The organism is Pseudomonas sp. PB106, assembly GCF_009764645.1.
Taxonomy (GTDB): domain Bacteria; phylum Pseudomonadota; class Gammaproteobacteria; order Pseudomonadales; family Pseudomonadaceae; genus Aquipseudomonas.
In genome coordinates this window covers 1-19,221 of the sequence record NZ_RWIM01000141.1, presented here as the reverse complement: position 1 = coordinate 19,221, position 19,221 = coordinate 1, and the positions used below count along the sequence as shown (strand labels likewise).

18 protein-coding genes are annotated in these 19,221 nt (G+C 60.6%); 6 read left to right on the top strand and 12 right to left on the bottom strand.

Annotated elements, in window-relative coordinates; genetic code table 11:
* Window positions 1-73 precede the first annotated feature (73 nt).
* The 3 genes from creC to EJA71_RS19125 form a co-directional block, all read right to left on the bottom strand.
* Window positions 74-1,492, bottom strand: a complete 1,419-nt coding sequence (creC, locus tag EJA71_RS19135) for a two-component system sensor histidine kinase CreC (protein ID WP_158959200.1) — start codon at window positions 1,490-1,492, stop codon at window positions 74-76.
* Window positions 1,492-2,172 carry a two-component system response regulator CreB gene (creB, locus tag EJA71_RS19130; RefSeq protein ID WP_158959199.1) on the bottom strand — a complete coding sequence of 227 codons (681 nt, stop codon included), beginning with the start codon at window positions 2,170-2,172 and terminating at the stop codon, window positions 1,492-1,494. Before creB ends, creC begins: the two co-directional genes overlap by 1 nt.
* A 72-nt stretch (window positions 2,173-2,244) precedes the next feature.
* Window positions 2,245-2,748 (bottom strand): ATP-dependent zinc protease, encoded by a 504-nt coding sequence (locus EJA71_RS19125; protein WP_158959198.1) that lies wholly within the window; start codon window positions 2,746-2,748, stop codon window positions 2,245-2,247.
* Between the two features lie 264 nt (window positions 2,749-3,012).
* On the opposite strand from EJA71_RS19125, the gene EJA71_RS19120 reads away from it, so the two are divergent.
* Window positions 3,013-3,900, top strand: coding sequence for an acyltransferase (locus tag EJA71_RS19120; RefSeq protein ID WP_158959197.1), 888 nt, complete (start codon window positions 3,013-3,015; stop codon window positions 3,898-3,900).
* Window position 3,901: 1 nt separating this feature from the next.
* Here the strand turns inward: EJA71_RS19120 and EJA71_RS19115 are convergent, their stop codons facing one another.
* The gene (locus EJA71_RS19115; RefSeq protein ID WP_122594765.1) at window positions 3,902-4,459 is read right to left on the bottom strand and encodes a DUF2780 domain-containing protein; all 558 of its coding nucleotides are present in this window, start codon (window positions 4,457-4,459) and stop codon (window positions 3,902-3,904) included.
* 148 nt (window positions 4,460-4,607) lie between these two features.
* Here EJA71_RS19115 and EJA71_RS19110 point away from each other — a divergent pair, with 148 nt between their 5' ends.
* Complete coding sequence (locus tag EJA71_RS19110) at window positions 4,608-5,243, top strand: sigma-70 family RNA polymerase sigma factor (RefSeq protein ID WP_158959196.1); 636 nt, start codon at window positions 4,608-4,610, stop codon at window positions 5,241-5,243.
* Window positions 5,240-5,914 (top strand): anti-sigma factor domain-containing protein, encoded by a 675-nt coding sequence (locus tag EJA71_RS19105; protein ID WP_158959195.1) that lies wholly within the window; start codon window positions 5,240-5,242, stop codon window positions 5,912-5,914. The genes EJA71_RS19110 and EJA71_RS19105 overlap by 4 nt, the downstream gene beginning before the upstream one ends.
* Before the next feature lie 118 nt (window positions 5,915-6,032).
* Here EJA71_RS19105 and fdhA read toward each other — a convergent pair whose 3' ends face one another.
* From fdhA to EJA71_RS19065, 8 genes are all read right to left on the bottom strand, one after another.
* Window positions 6,033-7,232 carry a formaldehyde dehydrogenase, glutathione-independent gene (gene fdhA / locus EJA71_RS19100; RefSeq protein ID WP_158959194.1) on the bottom strand — a complete coding sequence of 400 codons (1,200 nt, stop codon included), beginning with the start codon at window positions 7,230-7,232 and terminating at the stop codon, window positions 6,033-6,035.
* 199 nt (window positions 7,233-7,431) lie between these two features.
* Window positions 7,432-8,289: a formyltetrahydrofolate deformylase gene (gene purU, locus EJA71_RS19095; protein WP_158959193.1), complete on the bottom strand. Its 858-nt coding sequence runs from the start codon at window positions 8,287-8,289 to the stop codon at window positions 7,432-7,434.
* A 139-nt stretch (window positions 8,290-8,428) separates the two neighbouring features.
* Window positions 8,429-9,061 carry a sarcosine oxidase subunit gamma gene (locus tag EJA71_RS19090; RefSeq protein WP_158959192.1) on the bottom strand — a complete coding sequence of 211 codons (633 nt, stop codon included), beginning with the start codon at window positions 9,059-9,061 and terminating at the stop codon, window positions 8,429-8,431.
* Between the two features lie 121 nt (window positions 9,062-9,182).
* A complete protein-coding gene (locus EJA71_RS19085; protein WP_158959191.1) occupies window positions 9,183-12,200 on the bottom strand; it encodes a sarcosine oxidase subunit alpha in 3,018 nt (1,005 codons plus the stop codon).
* Complete coding sequence (locus tag EJA71_RS19080; RefSeq protein WP_158959190.1) at window positions 12,197-12,526, bottom strand: sarcosine oxidase subunit delta; 330 nt, start codon at window positions 12,524-12,526, stop codon at window positions 12,197-12,199. The genes EJA71_RS19085 and EJA71_RS19080 overlap by 4 nt, the downstream gene beginning before the upstream one ends.
* A gap of 14 nt (window positions 12,527-12,540) precedes the next feature.
* A complete protein-coding gene (locus tag EJA71_RS19075; protein ID WP_129395820.1) occupies window positions 12,541-13,791 on the bottom strand; it encodes a sarcosine oxidase subunit beta in 1,251 nt (416 codons plus the stop codon).
* Window positions 13,792-13,811: 20 nt separating this feature from the next.
* Window positions 13,812-15,065, bottom strand: a complete 1,254-nt coding sequence (glyA, locus tag EJA71_RS19070) for a serine hydroxymethyltransferase (protein WP_158959189.1) — start codon at window positions 15,063-15,065, stop codon at window positions 13,812-13,814.
* A gap of 254 nt (window positions 15,066-15,319) precedes the next feature.
* Window positions 15,320-16,030 carry a TraX family protein gene (locus EJA71_RS19065; RefSeq protein WP_158959188.1) on the bottom strand — a complete coding sequence of 237 codons (711 nt, stop codon included), beginning with the start codon at window positions 16,028-16,030 and terminating at the stop codon, window positions 15,320-15,322.
* A 126-nt stretch (window positions 16,031-16,156) separates the two neighbouring features.
* Between EJA71_RS19065 and EJA71_RS19060 the strand changes: the two genes are divergently transcribed.
* The 3 genes from EJA71_RS19060 (at window position 16,157) to EJA71_RS19050 (ending at window position 19,145) form a co-directional block, all read left to right on the top strand.
* Window positions 16,157-17,197: a low specificity L-threonine aldolase gene (locus EJA71_RS19060; protein ID WP_064119210.1), complete on the top strand. Its 1,041-nt coding sequence runs from the start codon at window positions 16,157-16,159 to the stop codon at window positions 17,195-17,197.
* Between the two features lie 300 nt (window positions 17,198-17,497).
* Window positions 17,498-18,031, top strand: a complete 534-nt coding sequence (locus tag EJA71_RS19055; protein WP_158959187.1) for a transposase — start codon at window positions 17,498-17,500, stop codon at window positions 18,029-18,031.
* Window positions 18,032-18,320: 289 nt separating this feature from the next.
* Complete coding sequence (locus EJA71_RS19050) at window positions 18,321-19,145, top strand: NAD(P)-dependent oxidoreductase (RefSeq protein WP_158959186.1); 825 nt, start codon at window positions 18,321-18,323, stop codon at window positions 19,143-19,145.
* The last annotated feature ends 76 nt before the right edge of the window (window positions 19,146-19,221 follow it).

Genomic DNA, 19,221 nt, shown 5'->3' with positions numbered 1-19,221 from the left:
AGCCTTCGGCAGCTCCTACAGGGGCCCGCAACCCAATGTAGGAGCTGCCGAAGGCTGCGATCTTTTGACGTAGTCAGGGCAAACGCAACATCACTTCAACCCCGTTTTCGACATTACGAATCTGCATCGCCCCACCATGCAACTTGACCACTTCTTCAACGAAGTTAAGCCCCAACCCCGTACTTTTGCGCCCACTGTCCGGACGCGGTAGCGAGTAAAAGCGCTCGGTCAAACGCGGCAAGGCGTAATCGGGAATCGGTGCGGTTTCATTGAACAATCGGCAAACAATCTGCTCCTCGTCACGCTGGGCACTGAACCGCAGCAAGCCCTGACGCGGGGTGAAATCCAGTGCGTTCTCCAACAGATTGCCCAATGCCTGACGCAGCAAAAACGGCTCGCCGATCAGCAGTAGATCCGCCGCGATCACCTGTTCAACCCGCAACTGCTTGCCTTCGATCCGCGCCGCCTGCCCCTGCAATAACTCATCGACCAACACGGCCAACGGCACGGCGACCCGTTCCTCCAATCCTTGACGTTGTTCGACTTGCGCCAGATTCAGCAAGCGCTCGATCAACTGCTGCATCCGCGCACTTTCGCTGTCGATGTTGCCGACAAACCGCAGACGCTGAACCGGCGGCATGTCCCCTTGCAGCAACTCCGCTGCGCCTCGAATCGCCGCCAGCGGGCTCTTCAGTTCGTGGGTCAGCGTGTGCACGTAACGCTCGACGTAGGCCTTGCCTTCCAGTTGTGTGCGCATCTGTTCCACAGCGCTAGCCAGTTGTTCCAGCTCACCACCGCGATAGTGCGGCACTTCCACCCGCCGGCCTTCGCTCACGGCCTGGGCATAACCGGTCAACCGGTGCAGCGCCCGGCTCAGCCACCATGACAGCAACGCACCAAACAACAGGCCGAGGCCAATCAACCCGGCGCCGTAAAACAGCAGGCGTTTTTCCGTGCGATCAACGTAGGGCTGCAATGAGCTGTTGGGCTTGGCCACGGTAACCACGCCGATGATCTGGCCGTTGTCGCGGATCGGCGCGCCGACGTGCATCACCGACGAAGTGGCGTCATCCGGATCGCTGCGAGTCGAGCGTGCGCCGTACTCACCGCGCAGGGTCAGGTAGACGTCGTTCCAGCGCGAGTAATCCTGACCCACCGCGACGCCACTGGAATCGAGCACGACGATGCCTTTGGCGTCGGTCACATAAATGCGGTGGTTGACCTGATTTTTCGGCAGGCCCCAAATGGTCGCTTGCGGCTGGCGCTCGCCATAGGCGCGCAGCAACTCCGGCCAGCGGTTCTCGCTGAGGGTGCCGGCCTTGAAATCGTCCCGCAGGATTTCCGCCATCAAATTAGCGGTATCGACGAGGGTTTCTTCGGTGGACTGGCGCACGCCGGGACGGATTTCTTCCATCACCGTGTTGAGCACGAAATAACCGGTCAGGCCGATAAACAGCACGTACACCAGGAAAATCCGCAGCCCCAGGGACATCAGCTGTGCCCCGGGCTGTAGCTGTAACCGAGGCCGCGATGGGTCTGGATCGGCTCGGCATCGGCTCGCACAAGACGCAACTTGGCGCGCACGCTTTTGATGTGGCTGTCGATACTGCGCTCGTAACCGGCATCGGCTGCCACGCCCAACGCGTCGAGCAACTGTTCGCGACTGAACACTCGCTCGGGTTGTTCGAGCAGGCATTGCAGCAGGCGAAATTCATGGCGGGTCAGGCTCAGGTTCTGGCCTCGGTAGCTGATCTGCACGCGTTCAGGATCGATACGAAACAGCGCCGAAGCGATGTCGATGGCAGGCCTTGGCGCGATGCGTTTGAGGATGGCTTTGACCCGCGCCGCCACCTCTCGAGGGCTGAACGGCTTGACCACGTAGTCGTCGGCGCCAATCTCCAGCCCGACCACGCGATCGATCTCGGCATCGCGGGCGCTGAGGAACAGCACCGGCACTTCGCTGAAGCGCCGCAGCTGTTTGCAGGTTTCAAAACCACTAATGTCCGGCAGGCCGATGTCGAGGATGATCAGGTCGGCCGGCGTCTGCCGCTGATGGTCCAGCGCCGCCGCGCCGAGGCTCAGCCACGTGGTGGCGAAGCCCTCGCCCTGCAAGGCAAAAATCAGCGTGTCGGCAATCGCCGCTTCGTCTTCGACAATCAGGATATGAGGCATGGCGTCCGAGCCCGTGGTTGAGTGCGCGAACGGTGCCCCAAGCCTGACGTTACGTCAATGAGACCACTTGGCTCAGCAGTCCGGTTTGTCTGCGGTAAAGCGACGAGCCGGGTTCACTGCAGCGCCAAATTCACGCAAAGCTTTGGCACCGATCAGCAGCGGGTAATTGAAGTTGCTGCGGTCGGTCAGGTTGACCTCAACGGTACGCTTGACGTTGCCCAGGCACAGCTCGAGATCGACCACCGGGCGTCTGGCGACTTCGGTGCTTTCGCCCTCATCCTCTTCATCCGAACGGCTCTTGATCTTGCTGATCCGCGCGACCTTGTGTTCGTAGACCTTGTTGCTGGCGTCTTTGGTGGCGAGGCGGAAACGCACCCAGTCGTCGCCATCGCGGGTGAAGGTTTCGATGTCCTTGGCCGACAGCGAGGCGGTCAGTGCGCCGGTGTCCATCTTGGCCTTGAGCACTTCACCGCCGATTTCCGGCAGCGCGATGTATTCGTAGCGCCCGTACAGGGTCGGCTCGGCGGCCATGACCGGCAGGGCGACGAGGGCAAACAGTGCAAGGAGGAATTTCACGTAAGGGGGCTTCCTTGGAAAATGAGGGCGGCAGACTGGGATTTTAGACCGTCGCGCGCTTGATCGTTCCCACGCTCTGCGTGGGCATGCATCCAGTGACGCTCTGCGTCACAGGGACGCGGAGCGTCCCGGGCGGCGTTCCCACGCAGAGCGTGGGAACGATCAGGTTAACGCGACTAAAGTGAAACATTCGTCACCACCGATTTGGCCTGCCGCGCGAAGCTGCTTATCATGGCCCGCCCACCCGATTTCAAAGAGTTGCCTATGCGCCGCCTGCTCACCGGCTGTTTCGTCACCTTGCTGCTGTTGCTCAACACCCTGATCCTGATCGGGCCGTTGATGGTCTTTGCCCTGCTCAAACTGGTCGCCCCGGGCCGCTGGCGCGACTATGCATCGGGGGCGGTGATGTGGATCGCCGAGACCTGGGCCGAAATCGACAAACTGATTTTCCGCCTGTGCATTCCCACTCAATGGGACATTCGCGGCGGCGATGATCTGCGTGGCGACACCTCGTATCTGGTGGTCAGCAATCATCAGTCGTGGGTCGATATTCCGGCGCTGATCCAGACACTCAACCGACGCACGCCGTTCTTCAAGTTCTTCCTCAAGAAAGAGCTGATCTGGGTGCCGTTCCTCGGGCTGGCGTGGTGGGCGCTGGATTACCCGTTCATGAAGCGCTACACCAAGGCATTCCTGGCGAAGAATCCGGAGCTGGCGGGCAAGGATCTGGAAATCACCAAGCAGGCCTGCGAGCTGTTCAAGCGTCAGCCCGTGACCGTGGTGAATTATCTGGAAGGTACGCGCTACACCGCCGCCAAAAGTACCGAGCAACAATCACCGTTCAATCACCTGCTCAAGCCCAAGGCCGGCGGCGTGGCGTTCGTATTGGCGGCGATGGGTGAACAGCTGGACGCGATTCTCGATGTCACCGTGGTTTATCCACAGGCGACAATTCCGGGCTTCTGGGATTTGATCTGCGGCAACGTGCCCCGCGTGATCATTGACATCAAGACCCGCGAACTCGACCCGGCGTTGTGGCAAGGCGATTACGAGAATGATCCGCTGTTTCGGCAATCGGTCCAGAGCTGGGTCAACCAGCTCTGGAACGAGAAGGATCAGCGCATCGCCGAGCTGCGCGGCGAGCGCCGCTGAATCAGCTACCGGTGCCGGTGCCCCAGATGCTGCCCAGGCTTTGCAGCAGCGGGCCGCCGACGCCTTGGTCACCCAGATACTTGAGCAGCACCGGGGCAAACTGGCCGACCATGCCGCTGTCCATGCCCAACGCGCCGAAAGCGTTGTTCAGGTCGCTGGTGTTCTTGACGTTGCCCAGTGCGTTTTCCAGGCCAGCCGATTTGCCCGACGAGCCAAGCAACCCGCTCAACGCCGCCAGATTGCCGCTACCGCCCGACAGCTTGTCGATGCCCGGTACTTCTTTGGCCAGTTGCGAATAATCGGTGCTGCTCAATTGGTTCTTGGCCAGTCCGAGCATGGCGCTGGTGCCGCCGACCGCTTGTTGCGGGGTCACACCCAGACCGGTGACGGCCTGCAGCAGACCGGCGGTTTCCGAAGTCGGCGCTGCGGCGGTGGCAGCGTTGCCGCCCTGCATGCTCGAAGCAGCCTTGGTTACGTCGTCCAGGCTGAAACCGGCAAACACCGGGCTGGCCGCAAGGGTCATCAGCGAAGCCATGGCAATACCGCGTGAAATCTTCATTCAGACATCCTCTTGCGCTGTGAAAACCGTCCGTCGATAGACGATAAAACTGCCGGTTTGACCGGGTACGCGCAGGCATGTTCCTCGCCTGCGCATCCATTTTCATCATACCCACGTATATGAATCGTGAAACCCTGAGATTGCCGCGATGAATGGCACAACCGCTATCGCTGAACTAGCCTGTGAACATTCCGAGTCTCGCCCTCGTGCGCTCAGCCTTGTCTGGAGAGTCGTCATTTCCACCGCCGACACCGATCAGTTGCGACAGCTGTTGGCCCAGTGTTCACTGGGTGATCGTCGTGCCTTCGAAATTCTCTATCGCCTCGTTGGCCCGCGTCTGCATGGCGTGGCCTTGCGCTTCATGGGGCGCACGGATCTCGCCGAAGAAGTGCTGCAGGAAGCCTTCGTGCGCATCTGGAACAACGCCTCGCGCTACGAGGCGCATCTGTCGGCGCCACTGACCTGGATGATCAACATCACCCGCAATCAAGCCATCGATCAGTTGCGCAAGCACCGCGACCGGGCGCTGACCGACCTCGAACAAGACGCCTTGCCGGACCAAAGCCCGTCAGCCCATGACCAGTTGAACAGCGCCCGTGAGGCCACGGCCCTGAACCGTTGCCTGGAAACCCTGGAAAGCATGCAGCGGCAATCGATCACCGTGGCTTACTTTCAGGGATTGTCCTGCACCGAACTTGCCGAACACCTGGCCACGCCGCTGGGGACGGTGAAATCGTGGATCCGTCGGGGTATGGAACGCCTGCGCCGGTGCCTTGAATCATGAATTACCAGACCCCTGCCCTGCGCCGCGCCCTCGCCGCCGATTACGCCATCGGCCTGATGTCGGCGGCGGCGCGTCGACGGTTTGAACAGTTGTTGCTGGATGACGCGGCGTTGAGGGCTGAACTGGCGCAATGGCAGGAAAGCCTGAGTTCTTTAACTGAAACGCTGCCGGAACATCCAGTGCCCGACCGCGTCTGGCAAGGCATCACCGCGCGCATCGAACCGCAAGTGCTGCACGTCCCGCAGAAACGGCCGTTCTGGAACTGGCTGCGACTCACCGCAGCGGTCTGCTCCCTCGCCGTGCTGGTGTTCCTCGGCTCGCTGTACAACCGCGACGACGCCCGCTACCGCGCCACCCTACTGACCGCCGATGCGCAACCGGCGCTGAAGGTCGAAGCGCATGCGGATTATCTGCAAGTCGAGCCGCTGACACTGGCGGCAGTCGATTCAGATCGTAGCCTGGAGCTGTGGGCGATTCCGGCGGATGGCAAACCGATCTCGCTGGGTGTGATCCCGGTGGGGGGCAAGGGTAAAGTCGAGTTGAGCGAGGCGCAGAGGGTGTTGATTGGTCAGCCGATTGCGCTGGCGGTGAGTCTGGAGCCGAAGGGTGGTTCGCCGACTGGACAGCCGACGGGGCCGGTGCTGTATCAAGGGGCGTTGGCGGCGCTCTGAGTGCATAAAGTCAAAAGATCGCAGCCTGCGGCAGCTCCTACACGGATCCATGTAGGAGCTGCCGAAGGCTGCGATCTTTTGATCTAAAAAAGGCGACCCGAAAGTCGCCCTTTTTTACTTACGCCGCACTAAACAACTTATGCGGATCAATCACAAACTTCTTCGGCACGCCCGCATCGAACTCGCCGTAACCTTCCGGCGCCTGATCGAGGCTGATCACTTGCACGCCGACCACTTCGGCGATGTTGATGCGATCCCACATGATCGCCTGCATCAGTTGGCGGTTGTACTTCATCACTGGCGTCTGGCCAGTGTGGAAGCTGTGCGACTTGGCCCAGCCCAGACCGAAGCGGATGCTCAGGCTGCCCATTTTCGCGGCGGCGTCGACGGCGCCCGGATCTTCGGTGACGTACAGGCCCGGAATACCGATCTTGCCGGCAACACGCACCACGCCCATCAGCGAGTTGAGCACGGTGGCCGGTGCTTCCGATTTGGCGCCGTCATGGCCGTGACCGCGGGCTTCGAAACCGACGCAGTCCACCGCGCAATCCACTTCGGGCTCGCCCAGCAACGCAGCGATTTGTTCGTGCAGCGGCGCGTCTTTCGACAGGTCGACGATTTCAAAACCCTGAGCCTTGGCGTGAGCGAGGCGGATGGTGTTGACGTCGCCGATGATCACCACCGCCGCACCCAGCAGACGCGCTGAAGCGGCAGCGGCCAGACCGACCGGGCCGGCGCCCGCGATGTAAACGGTGCTGCCCGGGCCTACGCCAGCAGTAACGGCGCCGTGGTAACCGGTGGGCAGAATGTCGGAGAGGCAGGTCAGGTCACGGATTTTCTCCATGGCCTTGTCCCGGTCCGGCAGTTTCAGCAGGTTGAAGTCGGCGTACGGCACCAGCACGTATTCGGCCTGGCCGCCGGTCCAGTCGCCCATGTCGACGTAGCCGTAAGCGCCGCCGGCACGAGCCGGGTTGACGGTCAGACAGACGCCGGTGTGTTGCTCTTTGCAGGAACGGCAGCGCCCGCAAGCCACGTTGAACGGTACGGAAACCAGGTCGCCGATTTTCAGGTTTTCGACGTCGGAGCCTTTTTCGATCACCTCACCGGTGATCTCGTGGCCCAGCACCAGCCCGGTCTGCGCCGTGGTACGGCCACGCACCATGTGTTGGTCGGAGCCGCAGATGTTGGTGGAGACCACACGCAGGATCACACCGTGTTCAATCTTCCTGCCGCGCGGGTCCTGCATTTTCGGATAGTCGATTTTCTGTACTTCGACCTTGCCAGCGCCGAGATACACCACACCACGATTGCCAGACATGCTTTCACCTCGCTGTTGTTTTTATGGAACCGCGTTGCCCAGGCAGGCAGCGCGTTGAATGCTCGGGTACAGATGCTGTTTATGTGTTGCCTGTTATGGCCTCTTCGCTGGCAAGCCAGCTCCCACAGGGATTTGTGTCGTATACAAAATCTGAATCCAACCCGAATCCTGTGGGAGCTGGCTTGCCAGCGATGGCGATCTAAAGAACGACCGTGCGATTGGCGTTGAGAAACACCCTGCGCTCAATGTGATACCCCACCGCCCGCGCCAACGTCAGGCCTTCGATATCGCGCCCCTTGGCAATCAGATCCTCAGGGTAATGAGTGTGATCCACCGCTTCGACGCCCTGGGCAATGATCGGCCCTTCGTCGAGATCGTTATTGATGTAATGCGCCGTCGCGCCGACCAGTTTCACGCCCTTGTTATAAGCCTGGTGATACGGCTTGGCGCCCTTGAAACCCGGCAGCAACGAGTGATGAATATTGATCGCCTTGCCATCGAGCTTGCGGCACAACTCCGGTGACAGCACCTGCATGTAGCGGGCGAGAATCACCAGTTCGGCGCCGGACTCTTCAATCACCTGCCACACCTGACGCTCCTGCGACGGCTTGTCGTTGGGGTCGAGGGGGAAATGGTAGTAGGGAATCTGGTGCCAGTCGGCCAGCGGTTTGAGATCGGGGTGGTTGGAGACCACCGCCGCCACGTCCATCGACAACTGGCCAATGCGCTGGCGGTAGAGCAAATCGTTGAGGCAGTGATCAGCCTTGGAGACCATGATCACCACTTTTGGCCGGTAGTTCGGCGCAGTCAGTTCGAAGATCATGCCGAAGGCCTCGCCACGTTCGGCGAGGCCGGCGCGGAAGGATTGCTCGTCGAAACCGTCGGGCTGACGGAACTCCACGCGAATGAAGAAACGCCCCGAGAGGCGGTCATCGAACGAGTGGTGCTCGGTCACGTAGCAGCCCTGCTCGAACAGAAAACGCGTGACCGCGTCCACGGTGCCGAGGACGCTGGGGCAGTCGGCGGTCAGAATCCATGTGTCTGGGGCGCGGCTCATATTTTTTCCTCTGATCGTTCCCACGCTCTGCGTGGGAATGCCGCCATGGACGCTCTGCGTCCGCTTTTGGGACGCGGAGCGTCCCGAGATGCGTTCCCACGCAGACGGTTCGACGCCTCGACGTGGGAACGATCATCCATCAGGCCTGAACGCTCAACCCGTACTCAGCCGAAGCATCCTGCAACCACAACCACCAGTAATCCGAGAAGCTGCGACGGATCAGCAGTTCCCAGGTGTCTTCTGCGGTATGACGAATCATCAACTGCGACTTGGCGAACACCGTGCCGACCGCTTTGCCGACCGGGAAACTGTTCGGGTGAACGTCGTAACTGGTGGATTTCATCAGCACCTGACGCACGTTCGGCCCGCTCAGTTCGAGCACTTGCTGACCGCCGCTGACGTTGACGATTGCGATGTGCAGATCACCCAGCGCTTCACGCAGCTTCTGTTCGGCGGCGAGCTCTTCACCGCTTGGCACGATCAGCAGCCATTCGTCCGGGCCCATCCATTGCAGGCTGGTTTCGCCTTTGACGATGACGCTGAGGGCGCCGGGCAGTTCGATGCCCAAGGCCTTGTGTACGCCAGCGGCGAACGCGGCATCGTGGCCATCGCCACGGATGGTGAGGTGGCCGAGAAGTTTCTTTTCACGCACGATCACGCCGGCGTTCTTGCGACCCTTGCCGACCAGGCTGGCGAGGTCGGCATGGTGCAGCGACGACTCGGCCTTGGCCCCGGTGGTCGGGCGTTGTTGGTAAACATTGGCTGTGGTCATAAAGCACCTTCCTGAATTCTTGATCGTTCCCACGCTCTGCGTGGGAATGCCGCCATGGACGCTCTTGGGACGCAGAGCGTCCCGGGATGCATTCCCACGCAGAGCGTGGGAACGATGAGTGTCAAATATTCTGCCGATCACCCTTCGGATCGAAGAACACCGAAGAAACGATTTCCGCCTCGATCACGCTGCCATCGGCCAGCGGTGCAAACACCCGCTCACCGAGGCGCTTCAGACCACCCTTGACCACGCCCATGGCAAACGAATAACCGAGGGAGTTGTGCGCGTAGCTGGAAGTCACGTGGCCGACCATGGTCATCGGAATCGCCTGCTTGGTGTTGAACACCAACTGCGCACCTTCCGGCAGCCACACGTTCGGATCGATCGGCTTCAGACCGACCAGTTGCTTACGCTGATCCTTCACGCAGTCTTCACGGTTCATCCCACGCTGGCCGATCCACGAGAACGGTTTGGTGCGACCTACGCACCAGCCCATGTTCAGGTCGTCCGGGGTCATCGAGCCGTCAGTGTCCTGGCCGACAATGATGAAACCCTTCTCGGCGCGCAGAACGTGCATGGTTTCAGTGCCGTACGGGGTCAGGTTGTACTGCTTGCCGGCCTCGACGATTTTCTCCAGCACGCCCATCGCGTAGTCGGCCTGCACGTTGACTTCGTACGACAGCTCACCGGTGAACGAGATGCGGAACACCCGCGCCGGCACACCGCCGACCAGACCTTCTTTCCAGGTCATGAACGGGAACGCTTCGTTGCTCAGATCAATGTCAGTCACGGCGCTGAGCAGCTTGCGGCTGTTCGGCCCGGACAGGGTCATGGTCGCCCAGTGGTCGGTGACGGAGGTGAAGTAAACCTTCATGTCCGGCCATTCGGTCTGGTGGTACAGCTCCAGCCATTGCAGCACGCGAGCCGCGCCGCCGGTGGTGGTGGTCATGACGAAATGGTTGTCGGCCAGACACGCCGTCACACCGTCGTCGAAGACCATGCCGTCTTCTTTGCACATCAAACCGTAGCGGGCCTTGCCCACGTCGAGTTTGGTCCAGGCGTTGGTGTACACGCGGTTGAGAAACTCGCGGGCATCCGGGCCTTGAATGTCGATCTTGCCGAGGGTCGAGGCGTCGAGCAGGCCGACGCTGTCGCGCACGGCTTTGCATTCACGCTTCACGGCGGCATGCAGGTCTTCACCGTTTTTCGGGAAGTACCATGGGCGCTTCCACTGGCCGACGTCTTCAAACTCGGCGCCGTTCTTCACATGCCAGGCATGCAGCGCGGTGTGACGAACCGGCTCGAAGATGTGCCCACAGTGACGACCGGCCACAGCACCGAAGGTGACCGGCGTGTAGTTCGGACGGAACATCGTGGTGCCCATCTGCGGAATGGTCACGTTCAGCGAGCGGGCCGCAATGGCCAGACCGTTGACGTTGCCAAGCTTGCCCTGATCGGTGCCGAAGCCCAGCGCGGTGTAGCGTTTGACGTGCTCGACCGACTCGAAACCTTCGCGGGTTGCCAGCTCAATGGCGGCAGCGGTCACGTCGTTTTGCAGGTCGACGAATTGCTTCGGCGCCCGTGCGCTGTTCTTTTCATGCGGCACCTGGAACAGCGCCAGCGTCGGCTCTTCGTGACGGCTCAGGGCTTTCGGCAGCACGCCTTCGACAGTCTGGAAACCGGCTTCGGCGGCGGCGCGCACGCCGCCTTCAAAACCGTCAGCCAGCGAATCGCCGAGGCCGTAAACGCCGTTGATGCCACCGACGCACACGCGCTTCTGCGGTGCTTCGCCCGGTACGAAACCGAGGATGTCTTCACGCCAGGTCGGCTTGCCACCGAGGTGCGAGGCCAAGTGAACGACCGGGCTGTAACCGCCGGAACTGGCGACCACATCGCAGTCGAGCCATTCGCCCGGGCTGGTCACCGCGTGCGCTTTGACATCAATCGCAGCGACGCGAGCAGCGGTAACGCGTTTGCTGCCACGGGCCTCGATGACGGCGCTGCCAGTGAGGATACGAATGCCTTTGGCGCGGGCTTCTTCCACCAGTGCCCCACGCGGATTGCTGCGCGCATCAGCGATGGCGACCACTTGCAGACTGGCATCGAGCCAATCCAGCGCCACGCGATAGGCATGATCGTTGTTGGTGCTGAGGACAAGCTTCTTGCCCGGTGCCACACCGTAGCGACGCACGTAAGTCGACACCGCACCAGCGAGCATGTTGCCCGGCACGTCGTTGTTGCCGTAAACCAGCGGACGTTCGCAAGCGCCGGTCGCCAGCACCACTCGCTTGGCGCGAACACGGTGGATACGCTGACGCACCTGGCCAATCGGCGCACGGTCACCGAGGTGATCGGTGAGGCGCTCGTGAATGGTCAGGAAGTTATGGTCGTGGTAACCGTTGACCGTGGCGCGCGGCAACAGCAGCACGTCCGGGGTGTTCTTCAGTTCGGTGATGACGCTGGCAACCCAATCCATCGCCGGTTTGCCGTCGAGGCTTTCGCGGGAGTCGAGCAGGCTGCCGCCGAACTCTTCCTGCTCATCGGCAAGAATCACTCGGGCACCGCTGCGCGCAGCGGCCAACGCAGCCGCCAGACCGGCGGGGCCAGCGCCGACGATCAGCACGTCGCAGTGCTGGTTCATGTAGTCGTAGGTGTCCGGATCGACTTCGGTCGGCGAACGCCCAAGACCGGCAGCCTTGCGAATGTACTTCTCGTACGTCATCCAGAACGATTGCGGGTACATGAAGGTTTTGTAGTAGAAACCCGGCGGCATCAGCTTGCCGCCGACCTTGCCGAGAATGCCCATCATGTCGTTGTTGACGCTCGGCCAGCCGTTGGTGCTGGTGGCGACCAGACCTTGATACAGCGCCTGTTGCGTGGCGCGTACGTTGGGGATCTGGGTAGCTTCGGTGGCACCGATCTGCAGCACCGCGTTCGGCTCTTCGGCACCGGCGGCGAAGATCCCGCGAGGACGCGAATACTTGAAGCTGCGGCCAATGATGTCGACGCCGTTGGCGATCAGCGCGGCGGCCAGCGAGTCACCCTCGAAGCCTTTGTAGCTCTGACCGTTGAAGGTGAAGCTCAGCACTTTGTTGCGGTCGATCCGTCCACCGTTGGACAGGCGATTGGTCTGGCTCATACCTTCTCTCCCAGCGCCGGCGTGGCTGTTTTCGCCGTATCAGCCTTGTCGGTGAATTGCGGCTTGGTGCCGATCTTGTAGGTTTCGAGAATCTCGTAGGTCACGGTGTCGCGGGTGACGTTGAAGTACTGACGGCAACCGGCGACGTGATCCCACAACTCGTGGTGCAGACCGCGCGGGTTGTCGCGGAAGAACATGTAGTCGCCCCACTCTTCATCAGTGCAGCTGGCAGGATCGAGCGGGCGCGGAATGTGCGCCTGACCGGATGCGTGAAATTCCTCTTCGGAGCGCAGTTCGCCGCAGTGAGGACAGAAGATATGCAACATGGGGATTTCTCCTGTTAGTGGGCAACCGCAGCAGCGCCGTGTTCATCGATCAACGCACCGTTGTGGAAACGGTCGATGGAGAAAGGTGCGGCCAACGGGTGCATTTCACCCTTGGCCAGACTCGCGGCAAACACGTTGCCCGAGCCAGGAGTCGCTTTGAAACCACCGGTGCCCCAACCGCAGTTGAAGAACATGTTAGGGACCGGGGTTTTCGAAATGATCGGGCACGCGTCCGGGGTGGTGTCGACGATGCCGCCCCACTGGCGGTTCATGCGGACGCGGGACAGCACCGGGAACATCTCGACGATGGCCTGAATGGTGTGTTCGATCACCGGGTACGAACCGCGCTGGCCGTAGCCGTTGTAGCCGTCGATACCGGCGCCGATCACCAGGTCGCCCTTGTCGGACTGGCTGATGTAACCGTGCACGGCGTTGGACATGATCACGCTGTCGATAATCGGCTTGATCGGCTCGGACACCAGCGCTTGCAGCGGATGGGATTCGATCGGCAGACGGAACCCGGCGAGCTTGGCCATGTGCCCGGAGTTACCGGCAGTTACCACGCCGACGCGCTTGGCGCCGATGAAACCCTTGTTGGTTTCAACACCGATGCACACGCCGTTTTCCTTGCGGAAACCGATCACTTCGGTCTGCTGGATCAAGTCCACACCGAGGGCGTCGGCGGCACGGGCAAAGCCCCAGGCCACGGCATCGTGACGGGCGACGCCGCCGCGACGCTGAACAGTTGCGCCCATCACCGGGTAGCGAGTGTTTTTCGTGCAGTCGAGGTACGGAATCTCGTCAGCCACTTGCTTGGCATTGAGCAGTTCGCCATCGACGCCGTTGAGGCGGTTGGCGCTGACCCGACGCTCGGAATCACGGATGTCCTGCAGGGTGTGGCACAGGTTGTAGACGCCACGCTGGGAGAACATCACGTTGTAGTTCAGATCCTGGGACAGGCCTTCCCACAATTTCATCGCGTGTTCGTAAAGGTGCGCCGACTCGTCCCACAGGTAGTTGGAGCGGACGATGGTGGTATTGCGCGCGGTGTTACCGCCGCCCAGCCAGCCCTTCTCGACCACGGCAACATTGGTGATGCCGTGTTCTTTCGCCAAGTAATAAGCAGTCGCCAGACCGTGCCCGCCGCCGCCGACGATGACCACGTCGTAGACCTTTTTCGGCGTTGGCGTGCGCCACATGCGCTGCCAGTTTTCGTGGTGGCTGAGTGAGTGTTTGAAGAGGCCGAAGCCCGAATAGCGTTGCATAGTCAGTTACTCCAGAACACTCAGCGATAAACCGGGAAGTCTGCGCACAGGGCCGACACTTGCTGGGCAACATTGGCCTCGACATCGGCATCACCGAGGTTGTCGAGGATGTCGCAGATCCAGCCAGCCAACACTTCGCACTGGGTCACTTTGAAACCGCGCGTAGTGACCGCCGGGGTGCCGATGCGCAGGCCCGAGGTCACGAACGGCGATTGCGGGTCGTTCGGCACGGCGTTCTTGTTGACGGTGATGTGCGCGCGGCCAAGGGCAGCGTCAGCCTCTTTGCCGGTCAGGCCCTGACGGATCAGGCTGACCAGGAACAAATGGTTGTCAGTACCGCCGGACACTACATCGTAGCCACGTTTGATAAACACGCTGGCCATCGCCTGAGCGTTGTCGATCACTTGTTGCTGATACGCCTTGAAGCCTGGCTCCAGCGCTTCCTTGAAGCACACGGCTTTACCGGCGATGACGTGCATCAGCGGGCCGCCCTGAGCGCCGGGGAACACGGCAGCGTTGAGCTTCTTCTCGATCTCTTCGTTGGACTTGGCCAGAATCAGCCCGCCACGTGGGCCGCGCAGGGTTTTGTGGGTGGTGGTGGTGACCACGTCGGCGTACGGCAGCGGGTTCGGGTACAGACCGGCAGCGACCAGACCGGCAACATGGGCCATGTCGACGAACAGCAGCGCGCCAACCTTGTCAGCGATCTGACGGAAGCGTGGGAAGTCGAGGGTCTTCGAGTAAGCGGAGAAACCGGCGACGATCATTTTCGGCTTGGATTCGACGGCGAGACGCTCAACTTCGTCGTAATCGATCAGCCCGGTGTCGGTGTTGATGCCGTACTGCACAGCGTTGTAGAGCTTGCCCGAGGACGACACTTTCGCGCCGTGGGTCAGGTGACCGCCATGAGCCAGGCTCATGCCGAGGATGGTGTCACCCGGCTGGATCAGCGCCAGGTACACGGCACTGTTGGCCGAGGAACCGGAGTGCGGCTGGACGTTGGCGTAATCGGCGCCGAACAGCTGCTTGGCGCGTTCGATGGCCAGCGCTTCGACTTTATCGACGTGCTCGCAGCCACCGTAGTAGCGCTTGCCCGGATAGCCTTCGGCGTATTTGTTGGTCAGGCCGCTGCCTTGCGCTTCCATCACGCGTTTGCTGGTGTAGTTCTCTGACGCGATCAGCTCGATGTGATCTTCCTGACGTTGCTCCTCGGCATTCATCGCCGCCAGCAGTGCATCGTCGTAACCCTGGATCTGGTCTTGCTTGCTGAACATCGCGTCTCTCCCAGCGGCATCTGTGCGCCATTCGTCTCGGTAAGGCACTGGCAATCACGGCAGTGCCCTTTGATGCCGATGGTATGACCGGCGCAGACAGCTCAAATGCCTGCGCGCGCCACGCAAAGGTGCGTTTACGACATGGCTGGAAATGACCCAAAGAATGCATCCCCCTGTAGGAGCTGCCGAAGGCTGCGATCTTTTGACTTTGATTTTCAAGATCAAAAGATCGCAGCCTTCGGCAGCTACAGGGGTTATGCGAGCAATTGGCGGATGGCGAGCAACAGGAGGAAATGCGCGGGATAAAGGGCATAAGCCCAGCGCCGCATCGGCGCTGGCTGTAGATGGCGCACGTGTCGCAACAGGAACATTCCCAGCATTGGCGCAAACAGACATGTGGCAATGCCAAGGATCGCCACGCTACTGCCAAACCTCGCCGAGTCGTACAGCACCTGCCATTGATTCGCTGCGAGACAAATCAAACCCGGCAGCAAACCGAAGTACCACGGAAGGCGAAACACCCACAGCATCGCCAGCGGCAGCAGAACCCCGAAGAAGCCGAACATCAGTCGTTCCGGGAAAACTATCGCCAGCACCAGCGCAGCAACGCCCAGCAATCGCGACATGATCGATGGATCCTGCCACCCGCGCGCCACCAGCAACCCGAGCGCCAGGGTCGGCATCACGTTCAGCGTGTCGGGATCAGGAATGTACAACCGATAGGGAATTTCACTCACCACACTGAACAGCAATAACCAGCCCAGGTAGCGCCATTCCATCTTCCGCGATCCATCACGGGAAAGATTCGCCGCCATCGCCAGGCAAAACCAAGGAAACGCCAGCCGTCCCGGCACATACAACCAATCGGCGGAGAACCCGACATATCGCAGGTGATCGAGCAACATGCTCAGCAGCGCCAGCCACTTGAGCAGATCCAGCGCGCCGTCGCGTTTACTCAGGTGCATAATCGGCCTGTGTCCTTGTAATGTTCAGACAGCGACATCTCGTGTGCTCCCCGGAAGATCTTCGGTAAAGTGCGCACCATCATTGACCACGAGCCTTCACAAGAGTCTCGACCACGGAAGCCGGCCATGACCGACAAGAGCCAACAATTCGCCAGCGACAACTATTCCGGAATCTGCCCTGAAGCCTGGGCTGCCATGGAACAGGCCAACCACGGCCACCAGCGCGCTTACGGCGACGATGAATGGACCGCACGCGCGTCCGACCATTTCCGCAAACTGTTCGAAACCGACTGCGAAGTATTCTTCGCCTTCAACGGCACGGCCGCCAACTCGCTGGCCCTGTCGTCGCTGTGCCAGAGTTACCACAGCGTGATCTGCTCGGAAACCGCCCACGTCGAAACCGACGAATGCGGCGCTCCGGAATTCTTCTCCAACGGTTCGAAACTGCTGATCGCCGGTACTGAAAACGGCAAGATCACCCCGCAATCGATCCGCGAAGTCGCGCTCAAGCGCCAAGACATCCACTACCCGAAACCGCGCGTGGTCACCCTGACCCAAGCCACTGAAGTCGGCAGTGTCTACACCCCTGAAGAAGTTCGCGCCATCAGCGCGACTTGCAAAGAACTGGGCCTGCACCTGCACATGGACGGCGCACGTTTCTCCAACGCCTGCGCGTTCCTCGGCTGCTCGCCAGCCGATCTGACTTGGAAGGCCGGTGTTGACGTGCTGTGCTTCGGCGGCACGAAAAACGGCATGGCCGTGGGTGAAGCGATCCTGTTCTTCAACCACAAACTGGCGGAAGACTTCGACTATCGCTGCAAACAGGCCGGGCAGTTGGCGTCGAAAATGCGCTTCCTCTCGGCACCGTGGGTCGGCATCCTCGAAACCGACGCCTGGCTGAAATACGCCCGCCACGCCAACCACTGCGCGCAATTGCTGGCAGAACTGGTCAGCGACATTCCCGGCGTCGAACTGATGTTCCCGGTGCAGGCCAACGGCGTATTCCTGCAATTGTCGGAACCGGCCATTGCCGCGCTGACGGCGAAGAACTGGCGTTTCTACACCTTCATCGGCAAGGGCGGCGCACGCTTCATGTGCTCGTGGGACACCGAAGAAGAACGCGTCCGCGAACTCGCCCGCGACATCCGCGAAGTCATGTCCGCCTGACCTGACGCTGACTGATCGTTCCCACGCTCCGCGTGGGAATGCCTCTCGGGACGCTCCGCGTTCCATCCCCAGACGCTCAACACCGCTATGACGCAGAACGTCAGTGGCTGCATTCCCACGCGGAGCGTGGGAACGATCTTCGGTCGGGAATGATTTTTCCCACCGGCACTTCAGACTTCTCTGCTAGCGCGATCTCTTCGCCCGCCTCACCCTGATCGTTCCCACGCTCTGCGTGGTAACGCATCCCGGGACGCTCCGCGTTCCATTCCCGTCGCACCGCAAGATTCAAGGAAGAATCCCATGGGCCGCAGCCGCTACACCATTACCGAAACTGACAAACCGCATTTTCTGACCTGCACGATCATGGAGTGGTTACCTCTGTTCATCCGCCCTTACATCGTCGACCATCTGCTCAACGGCTGGCGATATCAACAGGCCCACAATGACTTGAAGCTGTACGGCTACGTGATTCTGGAAAACCATCTTCACTTCGTCGCTCAGGCGCCCGACCTGAGTAAATGCCTCAGCCAATTCAAATCATTCACTGCTCGACAGATTATCGATGACCTGCAAAGCAAAGGCGCGGACAAAGCTCTGCAACGCCTGCGCTTTAGCAAACGCGCGCATAAGCAGGATCGGGTGTACCAGCTGTGGCAGGAAGGCTCCCACGCAGAGATGGTCTACAGCGAATCGGTGATGCGTCAGAAGCTTGAATATATCCACGACAATCCAGTGAAACGCGGATATGTGGACTTGCCGGAACATTGGCGTTATTCGAGTGCCAGGGACTATGCGGGGATAGAGGGGCTGATTAAGGTTCAGTGCTGGTATTGATGGGACGCAGAGCGTCCCGGGCTGCATTCCCACGCGGAGCGTGGGAACGAGCAAATTGAGTCCGCCTGACCTTGATCGTTCCCACGCTCCGCGTGGGAATGCCGCTCGGGACGCTCCGCGTTCCAGCCTCACCGCTGTCGACATGCTTAACACCGCTATGACGCGGAGCGTCGACGGCTGCATTCCCACGCGGAGCGTGGGAACGATCGATGCCATTCTGCCCCGAAAGACTTGGTCTACATTGTCTGTCGAGCCCTCCGCTCACATAACAATAAGCAGGAGCATCGGCATGTCGTTACAAGGCAAAACCCTGTTCATCACCGGCGCCAGCCGTGGCATTGGCCGTGAGATTGCGCTGCGTGCCGCCAGGGACGGGGCCAATATCGTCATTGCGGCGAAGAGCGCCGAACCTCACGCCAAACTGCCCGGCACCATTCACAGCGTCGCCGCTGAAGTCGAAGCGGCGGGCGGCAAGGCCTTGGCCCTGCAGGTGGATGTGCGTGATGAAGACGCCGTGCGCAAAGCGCTCGCGCAGGCTAATGAACACTTCGGCGGCATCGATGCGCTGGTGAACAACGCTGGAGCGATCAAGTTGACCGGTGTGCAGCACATCGAACTCAAACGTTTCGACCTGATGCACCAGATCAACACCCGCGCGGTGCTGCTGTGCAGCCAGGCCGCCCTGCCCTATCTGAAGAAGTCCGCCGGGCACATTCTCAACCTGTCGCCGCCGCTGAATCTGGCGAGCAAATGGTTTGCGCAGTTCAGCCCGTATACCGTGACCAAATACGGCATGAGCATGCTGACGCTGGGGATGAGTGAAGAGTTTGCCAGTTACGGGATCAGCGTCAATTCGCTGTGGCCGCAGACGATGATTGCCACAGCGGCGATTGAGTTTCAGCTGGGAAATCGAGAGTCGTTCAAGCAGGCGCGCAGTCCGGCGATCATGGCGGATGCGGCGCATGTGATCCTGGATAGCAGCGGCCGGCAGATTACCGGGCGGTTGTTGATTGATGAGGAAGTACTGCGGGAGAGCGGCGTTACCGAGTTCAATCACTACCGCTTTGAACCCGACAGCACCGCAACCCTGATGCCCGACCTGTTCGTCGACTGAACACAATCCATGTAGGAGCTGCCGAAGGCTGCGATCTTTTGATCCTGCCCTTAAAAACAAGATCAAAAGATCGCAG

Excerpts from the sequence above, each read along its gene's own strand:
- creC (WP_158959200.1), bottom strand. The coding sequence starts at position 1,492 with ATGTCCCTGGGGCTGCGGATTTTCCTGGTGTACGTGCTGTTTATCGGC.
- creB (WP_158959199.1), bottom strand. The coding sequence starts at position 2,172 with ATGCCTCATATCCTGATTGTCGAAGACGAAGCGGCGATTGCCGACACG.
- EJA71_RS19120 (WP_158959197.1), top strand. The coding sequence starts at position 3,013 with ATGCGCCGCCTGCTCACCGGCTGTTTCGTCACCTTGCTGCTGTTGCTC.
- EJA71_RS19115 (WP_122594765.1), bottom strand. The coding sequence starts at position 4,459 with ATGAAGATTTCACGCGGTATTGCCATGGCTTCGCTGATGACCCTTGCG.
- EJA71_RS19110 (WP_158959196.1), top strand. The coding sequence starts at position 4,608 with ATGAATGGCACAACCGCTATCGCTGAACTAGCCTGTGAACATTCCGAG.
- EJA71_RS19105 (WP_158959195.1), top strand. The coding sequence starts at position 5,240 with ATGAATTACCAGACCCCTGCCCTGCGCCGCGCCCTCGCCGCCGATTAC.
- fdhA (WP_158959194.1), bottom strand. The coding sequence starts at position 7,232 with ATGTCTGGCAATCGTGGTGTGGTGTATCTCGGCGCTGGCAAGGTCGAA.
- purU (WP_158959193.1), bottom strand. The coding sequence starts at position 8,289 with ATGAGCCGCGCCCCAGACACATGGATTCTGACCGCCGACTGCCCCAGC.
- EJA71_RS19090 (WP_158959192.1), bottom strand. The coding sequence starts at position 9,061 with ATGACCACAGCCAATGTTTACCAACAACGCCCGACCACCGGGGCCAAG.
- EJA71_RS19085 (WP_158959191.1), bottom strand. The coding sequence starts at position 12,200 with ATGAGCCAGACCAATCGCCTGTCCAACGGTGGACGGATCGACCGCAAC.
- EJA71_RS19080 (WP_158959190.1), bottom strand. The coding sequence starts at position 12,526 with ATGTTGCATATCTTCTGTCCTCACTGCGGCGAACTGCGCTCCGAAGAG.
- EJA71_RS19075 (WP_129395820.1), bottom strand. The coding sequence starts at position 13,791 with ATGCAACGCTATTCGGGCTTCGGCCTCTTCAAACACTCACTCAGCCAC.
- glyA (WP_158959189.1), bottom strand. The coding sequence starts at position 15,065 with ATGTTCAGCAAGCAAGACCAGATCCAGGGTTACGACGATGCACTGCTG.
- EJA71_RS19065 (WP_158959188.1), bottom strand. The coding sequence starts at position 16,030 with ATGCACCTGAGTAAACGCGACGGCGCGCTGGATCTGCTCAAGTGGCTG.
- EJA71_RS19060 (WP_064119210.1), top strand. The coding sequence starts at position 16,157 with ATGACCGACAAGAGCCAACAATTCGCCAGCGACAACTATTCCGGAATC.
- EJA71_RS19055 (WP_158959187.1), top strand. The coding sequence starts at position 17,498 with ATGGGCCGCAGCCGCTACACCATTACCGAAACTGACAAACCGCATTTT.
- EJA71_RS19050 (WP_158959186.1), top strand. The coding sequence starts at position 18,321 with ATGTCGTTACAAGGCAAAACCCTGTTCATCACCGGCGCCAGCCGTGGC.